This is a genomic window from Inquilinus limosus MP06 (assembly GCF_000767795.1).
In the GTDB taxonomy this organism is placed as follows: Bacteria; Pseudomonadota; Alphaproteobacteria; order DSM-16000; family Inquilinaceae; genus Inquilinus; species Inquilinus limosus_E.
This window is the reverse complement of record NZ_JANX01000485.1, coordinates 1-4,966: the sequence shown is the minus strand read 5'-3', so window position 1 is coordinate 4,966 and position 4,966 is coordinate 1. Positions and strand designations below refer to the sequence as shown.

General features: G+C 72.4%; 2 protein-coding genes. Both read left to right on the top strand.

Annotated elements, in window-relative coordinates:
* On the top strand, positions 1 to 954 hold a 954-nt coding region (locus P409_RS26555; protein ID WP_238578782.1), incomplete at its 5' end, for a hypothetical protein.
* On the top strand, positions 954 to 4,966 hold a 4,013-nt coding region (locus P409_RS26550; RefSeq protein WP_034845501.1), incomplete at its 3' end, for an alpha-2-macroglobulin. The genes P409_RS26555 and P409_RS26550, both read left to right, overlap by 1 nt.

Genomic DNA, 4,966 nt, shown 5'->3' with positions numbered 1-4,966 from the left:
GTCAACACCGGCGCCAGGCCCGCCCCCGTCTCCTTGTCGCAGATCCCCGACCCCTCCCCAACCCCGGCGCTGGCCACCGACCGGGTGCTGAAGCGCTTCTTCGGCGCCGAAGGCACGATGCTGCTGGCGCTGCCAGCCGGCACCGGCCCGGGCCACCGGCTGATCGTCGCCGGCGCCGCCGAGGCCACGGTGATCGGCCGCGACGGGCATGTCGCCAGCGGCCGCCGCATCCCGCTGACCGGGCCTGGCCTGGTGGTGCTGCGCCACGATGCCGGCCTGGTCGCCACCTGGATAGAGGCGAACGAGTACGGGCCGTGGCCTCAGCCGGAGCTGCAGGAGGCGCCGCTGCCCGGCATCCTGCCGCTGGCCGGTGAGGCGATGACCCTGCGGGTGACATCGCCGCAGCCCGCGCTGCTGACCGCCCGCACCACCTCGCCGGTGATCCTGGCCGCCGATGGCGACGAGCCGGAGCTGTTCCCGGCCGGCGCCGAGTTCCACCGCTACCTGCAGGATGCGTCGCTGCTGCACCTGTTCTCGCCGCAGGACGGGCCGCTCTCCGGCTCGATCGAGCTGGTGGCCACGCCGATCGTGCCGCTGGCCGAGGGTGTCGGCGATCCGGTCACCGTCGCCTCCGGCGGCACCGCCCTGTTCGGCTTCACGGTCGAGAAGGACGGCGACATCGGCATCGGCATCCGGGCCGAGCCCGACCGCGCCCGCGTGCGGCTGCTGGATGCCGACGGCAAGGCCTTGGGCGACGGGGTGGTGCAGATGCGCCATCTGGCACCCGGCCGCTACCTGATCGAGGCGCAGGTGCCGCCCGACGTCCCGGCCACGCTGGTGCGGCCGGCGGTGGTCGGCATCAAGGCGCGGCCGAGCGGGCCGCCCGAGGATGTGATCCGCGGCTATCTGGACCTGGCCGGGCTGGTCCCGGCGACGAATGCGAGAGGCAAGTGATGACCCGCCTTCCCCTCATCCTCGCCCTGCTCGCCTCGGTTTCCGGCCCGCTCGCTACTCCTGCCCTGGCGCAGACCGCCGCGGCCCCGCCGGCGACGATGGACCAGATCCAGCGCGCCGACGGCGTCCAGGTGGTGCCGGAGAAGTTCCTGCGCCGCTGGGACCCGGTCACCGTGTTCTTCGACCATGATGCCGGGCCACGCGACGGCGGGCCGGAGGACGATCCCGCGAAATTCGCCACGCTGTCGCCCGACCAGGCCGGCGCCTGGCAGTGGCTGGGCCCCCGCGTGCTGCAGTTCCGCCCGGCCGAGCCGTGGGAGCCGCTGCGCCGCGTCACCGTCACCTCCGCCGACCACGCCACCGAGCTGGTGCCGCTGCTGCCGACGCCGGTCGCCACCAGCCCGGCCGACCAGGCGGACGGCATCGCCGACCTCGACACGATCGGCCTGACTTTCGCCGACCCGGTCGACGTCCAGGCCTTGGCGCGCCTGCTGACCATCGAGCTGCGCCCCCTGCCCGGCTTCGACGGCCAGGGCAGCCAGCAGCTGACGGCGCAGGACTTCACCATCAAGGCGCTGGAGCGGGCGGACCGTACCGCCCAGCAGGGCTATGTCGTGACCCTGCGCCAGCCGATCCCGGACGGGCGGATGGCGATCCTGCGGCTGCGCCTGTCCGACGCCGCCGGGCTGGACGACCCGATCTTCGAGCTGCGGCTGCGCAGCGCCGCGCCCTTCACCGTCACCGACACGTCCTGCGGCCGCAGCTTCCAGCAGGACCTGCAGGACGGCGTGCTGCGCTGCAGCCAGCCGCCAGCCTATGAGGGCGAGGAGGCGCGGCCCACCGGCGAGCGCCGGCTGCGGCTGCGCTTCTCGAACGACCCCGAGGCGCTGGACGTGGTCCGCGCCCGCGACGTGTTCCGCATCACCCCGGCGGTGGACGACCTGGCGCTGGAGCCCGACGGCCGCGACCTGACCCTGACCGGGCGGTTCCTGCCGGACACGGTCTACACCCTGCGCATCGACCCCGGCAGCCTGAAGGATGTTCGCGGGCGGCCCCTGTCCGGCCCCGCCACCGATGTCCGCTTCGTGTTTCCGCCCGACCTGCCGGCCCTGGCCTGGGATGCCGGCCAGGGCATCAGCGAGCGCTTCGGCCCGCAGATGGTGCCGCTGCGCGGCCATGGCTACGACCGCGCCGACATCCGCATCCACCGCATCGACCCGCTGGGCCGCGACTTCTGGCCGTTCCCGGCGGAAGGCCTGACCACCCAGGACGACACGCCGCCGCCGCTGTCCGGCAACGAGCCGGAGCCCTGGGGGGAAGCGGCGGCGATCGACCGTGACGCGATGGCGGAGCGGATCGCCGCGCTGGGCTCCCCCGCCGTGTCCGAGTTGGTGCCGCTGCCATCGCTGCGCGGCGGCGTCTCGGCCAAGTTCGGCCTCGACCTCAAACCGCTGCTGGCCAAGATCGCCGGCCCCAGCCAGCCCGGCACCTATCTGGTCGGGCTGCGGCCGGTGGACGGCGCCGACCGGCGCTGGCTGCGGCTGCAGGTGACCGACCTGACCCTGTCGACGGTGGAGGAGCCGCAGCGCATCCGCTTCACCGTCACCTCGCTGAACAGCGCTAGGCCGGTCGACGGCGCCGAGATCCGGCTGGAGGGCGTGCGCGACGACGCATTCGTCACCCTGGCCCGCGGCGTCACCGGGCCCGACGGCGGCTTCACCTGGGCGCCGAAGGGCGCCTATGCCGAGGAGCCGGAGATCCGGCGCATCGTCGTCACCAAGGGTACCGACACGCTGGTGCTGGAGCCGGAGAACGGCCCGGCGCAATACGCGCAGGAGAACTGGACCAGGCCGGACGAAAGCTGGCTGGCCTGGGGCTTCGGCGATGTCGCGGCCCGGCGCGAGCGGCCGCAGATGCTGTGCCATGTCTTCACCGAGCGGCCGATCTACCGGCCGGAGGAGGCGGTGGAGATCCGCGGCTTCGTCCGCTCCTATCTCGGCGGCGCGCTGTCCTTCGCCAATGGCAAGGGCGAGGTCGTGGTCAACGGCCCGGACGACCAGGAATGGCGGATGCCGGTGACGCTGGACGGCAATGGCGGCTTCTACCAGCGCTTCGACGAGAAGACCGAGGCCACCGGCGATTACAGCGTCCGCTTCGTCGACCCCGACGGCGACGAATGCGGCCAGGTGCCGTTCAAGAAGGAGGCCTATAAGCTCCCGACCTTCGAGGTGCTGCTGAACGGCCCGGATTCGGCGCCGCTCGACAGCCAGCTCCAGGTCTCGCTGCTGGCCCGCTATTTCGCCGGCGGCCTGCTGGCCGACCGCCCGATCAAATGGCGGGTGACGCAGTTCCCCTACAGCTGGACCCCGCCGGGGCGCGAGGGCTTCCAATTCTCCAGCGACTCCCGCTTCTCGGGCGAGCACGAGTTCCGCTCCACCCCCGTGCTGCAGCAGGACGGCAAGACCGATGCCGGCGGGTCGGCCCAGATCACGCTGGATCCGACGATCGAGCCGACCGCCCAGCCGCGCCGCTACGTGGTCGAGGCCACGGTCACCGGCGACGACGACATGCAGATCCGCAGCACCCAGCATGTGGTGGCCCTGCCGCCCTTCACCCTGGGGCTGAAGGTGCCGCGCTACCTGCCAAAGGCGGATGCGGTGGACCCGGAGATCCTGGCGGTCGACGCCGCCGGGAAGCCGCTGCCCGGCGTCGAGATGACGGTGAAGCTGATCCACCGCAACTGGAACTCGGTGCTGCAGGCCAGCGACTTCAGCCAGGGCTCGGCGAAATACGTCACCCAGGTGATCGACGAGACGATCGAGGAGCGGAAGGTCACCTCCACCGCCGACGTGCAGGCGTTGCATTTCGCCCTGCCGGAAGCCGGGGTCTACATCGTCTCGGTCGAGGCCGCCGATAAGATCGGCCGCAGCCAGTCGGTCAAGGTCGACCTGTTCGCCGCCGGCGACACGCCGGTGACCTGGTCGCGCCCGCCGGGGCAGAACGTCACCGTCACCGCCGACAAGGATGCCTACGCCCCCGGCGAGACCGCGACGCTGGTGATCGAGAGCCCGTTCCAGACCGCCCGCGCTTTGGCCGTGGTGGAGGAGCCGGAGGGCCAGTTCCGCTACGACTGGGTCGACATCGCCAACGGCTTCGGCCGCTACCAGGTGCCGGTGCGCAAGGCGCAGATGCCGCGGCTGCCGGTGCATTTCCTGATCATGCGCGGGCGGCTGCCGGGCGACGGCCAGGCCGCCACCGCGCCCTTCGACCAGGGCAAGCCGGTGACGCTGGCCACCACCGCCTGGGTCAAGGTCACGCCGGTCGAGAACCAGGTTGCGGTGACGCTGGACGCGCCGCCCAGCGCCCGCCCGGCGCAGGAGATCGAGGTGACGCTGCACATGGCCGACATGAAGGGCAAGCCGCTGGCCGGCGAGGCCACCTTCTGGATGGTCGACCAGGCGGTGCTGTCCCTGGCCAGGGAGCAGCCGCTGGACCCGCTGCCCAAGTTCATCGTCGCCCGCGTCTCGCAGATGGCGGCGCGCGACACCCGCAACATGGCCTTCGGCGTGATCCCGCTGGAGGAGGTGCCGGGCGGCGACGAAGGCGCCGACGAATGGGGGGTGGAGAACATCTCCGTCCGCCGCAACTTCAACCCGGTGCCGGTCTACCTGCCGCATGTCCAGGTCGGGCCGGACGGCACCGCCAAGGTCAAGGTCAAGCTGCCGGACACGCTGACCGTCTACAAGATCCGCGCCGTGGTCACCAGCGGGCCCGACCGCTTCGGCGTCGGCACCGGCGAGGTCAAGGTACGGCAGCCGGTCGTCGCCCAGCCGGCCCTGCCCCGCTTCGTGCGGCCGGGCGACAGCTTCGACGCCGGGCTGGTCGGCCGCGTGGTCGAGGGGCCCGGCGGCTCCGGCCGCGCCGGCATCAGCGTCGACGGGCTGACCGTGCAGGGGTCGAAGGACCGTGCCTTCGCCTGGGAGGGCAACCGGCCGGCGAGGATCAGCTTCCC